Raw genomic sequence first — 2,015 nt, 5'->3', positions numbered from 1 at the left:
GTAAGTAGCGGAACCGCCTCTGCCAATTTCTCGGTAGCGATCAAGTAATCGGCATAGCGGCTTTTGATTTGGATGTCATCCTGATTTTCTTCGTGAAGCCGTTTTAGAAGCGGGCCCAATTCGGCTTGTTCGGCCGCTTCGAGTTCGCTCCATTTTCGTCCCTCGTAGACGTCTTGAAACAAACGTCGCGCGGCCGAATCGTCTTTTCCTTCGTCAAGGTCGATCGTTGAGTCGGTTGTAGCCGCTACCTCTGGGGTTTGCGCCACGGCCTTAGCCGTTTGAAAAGGACGTGAAAAACCAAGTATCGCTAAGATGGTGGCTACCACGGCCACCGTCGTCACTCGGCCCCGCCAAGAGGTTGCCCTTCGATCGATCGATTCATCCAATAGCACGCGAACTCGTGTCTTCAAAGGTGGTTCAGCCATGGAAACCGTGCCGCTAAGCCGTCGGGGATTGCCAGCGATGGCGGTTGCGATACTGAGCAATGTCTCAGCATAATCGCTGGCACGTTCGCCACTGCGAAGCACCCGGTCATCGCACGCCCGCTCTCGCTCAGTCACCGCCAATCGTAGAGTGATCCAAACCAAGGGGTTGAACCACACAAAGGCTCGAGCAAATTGGCTAGTCCATTGCCAAAAGACATCATGCCGAACAACGTGAGCGAGTTCGTGGGCCAGCACCATTCGCAATCGATCCGCTGACCAATTTGCAGCACCGTTTGGCAGCAAGATCACCGGCCGAAACGCACCGAGCGTGACAGGGCTCGAAACGTTGTGCGAAGTCCCAAGCCGGACAGGGTTGACGTTTGCAAAGTCAGTTCGCGCGGCCACCGCCTGCATCGCTTGCTGTAACTGATCCGTAGCCGACCGATCGATACCTGCGTTTGCCAGAAGCCGGTGTGTTTGAACCTTAGCCAACAACAAACGAAGCATCATCAGCACCGTCCCAAGCAATGCGATGGAGATCACCAGTTGTTGCCAGCTTAGAATGCGAAACCAATCAGTCGTTTCCGCTAAAGAGGTTGTTGCTGGAGGCTTGAAGGAGAGCTCGGCGACGGCAACGTCCATTTCAGAATTAGCGGCAATCCGTGGAGCCAAAGAGGTTGAGATGGAACGGTTTTGCATCGGCCCGAAGCTTCGCGATCCGGCGTCCAAAACTACGCTCTCTGACGCGGTTGCCGCGGCGAACCAACCGAGCGGAACACCGGGCAGCAGGACAATCACGGGTAACAACATCGTCGCGGTCAAACCACACTGCAGAACCAGAAACCGTGCTGCGGCAGATCGCTTTTTCATGTTCGCCGCAATCAGCAGCACGACACTCAGTAGGCCAAAGCTGCCTATCGCGATCGTGGCAACCGTTTCGATCGAGAAAAAACTTGCCATCATCGGTTTTCCTTGCGAGCTTGTTGGATCATTTCGATCATTTCTTGACGCTGGCGATCACTCAATTCCACATCCGCTGCATCGAGCAGTGCAGCAATCGCAGCGGTCGTAGAGCCGGAAAAGAAGTTGTCGAGTAGACGCCGAGCCGCGTTGCGCTGGGTCTTCTCGCGGCTGGCGGCCGATCGATACAGATACCGCTGGCCGTCACGTCGATGTTTCAGCCAGCCCTTGTCGACCAAGAAGCCAAGTGTTGCTCGGACGGCCGAATAGCTCGGCGGCTGGTCCAAATTTGTCTTTACATCGCTCACCGACGCTTCGCCAAGCCTGACGACCGTTTCGTAGACCTGACGCTCCCGTTTGCCCAATTCCAAAGGCGTCTTAGTGCGCTTCACCATCAATCGTCTCGCGATCATCAACCACTGAAATATGCACATGCTAGGGGTTTAGCATGTGCATATTATTTAGCAGGTGTCATAAGAAGTCAAGTGGTGATGGTGTGTTATTTTGGTGGTGCGAAAACACCGTTTACAGGCACCCTTTGTTCAACCGGACGCCTCGTCTGTGGGAAATGTGACGTTGACGAGGAAGGTTCATGCCTCGCCTTCGACTCTCCCAGTGGAGAGGGTGAAG

General features: G+C 54.8%; 2 protein-coding genes. Both read right to left on the bottom strand.

Annotated elements, in window-relative coordinates:
• Positions 1–1,388, bottom strand: a 1,388-nt coding sequence (locus tag Poly41_RS33705) for a M56 family metallopeptidase (RefSeq protein ID WP_146531769.1), incomplete at its 3' end; no start/stop codon positions are given.
• The gene (locus Poly41_RS33700; RefSeq protein WP_146531768.1) at positions 1,385–1,780 is read right to left on the bottom strand and encodes a BlaI/MecI/CopY family transcriptional regulator; all 396 of its coding nucleotides are present in this window, start codon (positions 1,778–1,780) and stop codon (positions 1,385–1,387) included. The genes Poly41_RS33700 and Poly41_RS33705, both read right to left, overlap by 4 nt.
• Between the last annotated feature and the right edge of the window lie 235 nt (positions 1,781–2,015).

The sequence above is a fragment of the Novipirellula artificiosorum genome (assembly GCF_007860135.1).
Classification (GTDB): Bacteria; Planctomycetota; Planctomycetia; order Pirellulales; family Pirellulaceae; genus Novipirellula_A; species Novipirellula_A artificiosorum.
Note: the sequence above shows the minus strand (reverse complement) of the source record. Positions and strands in the feature narration are given on the sequence as shown.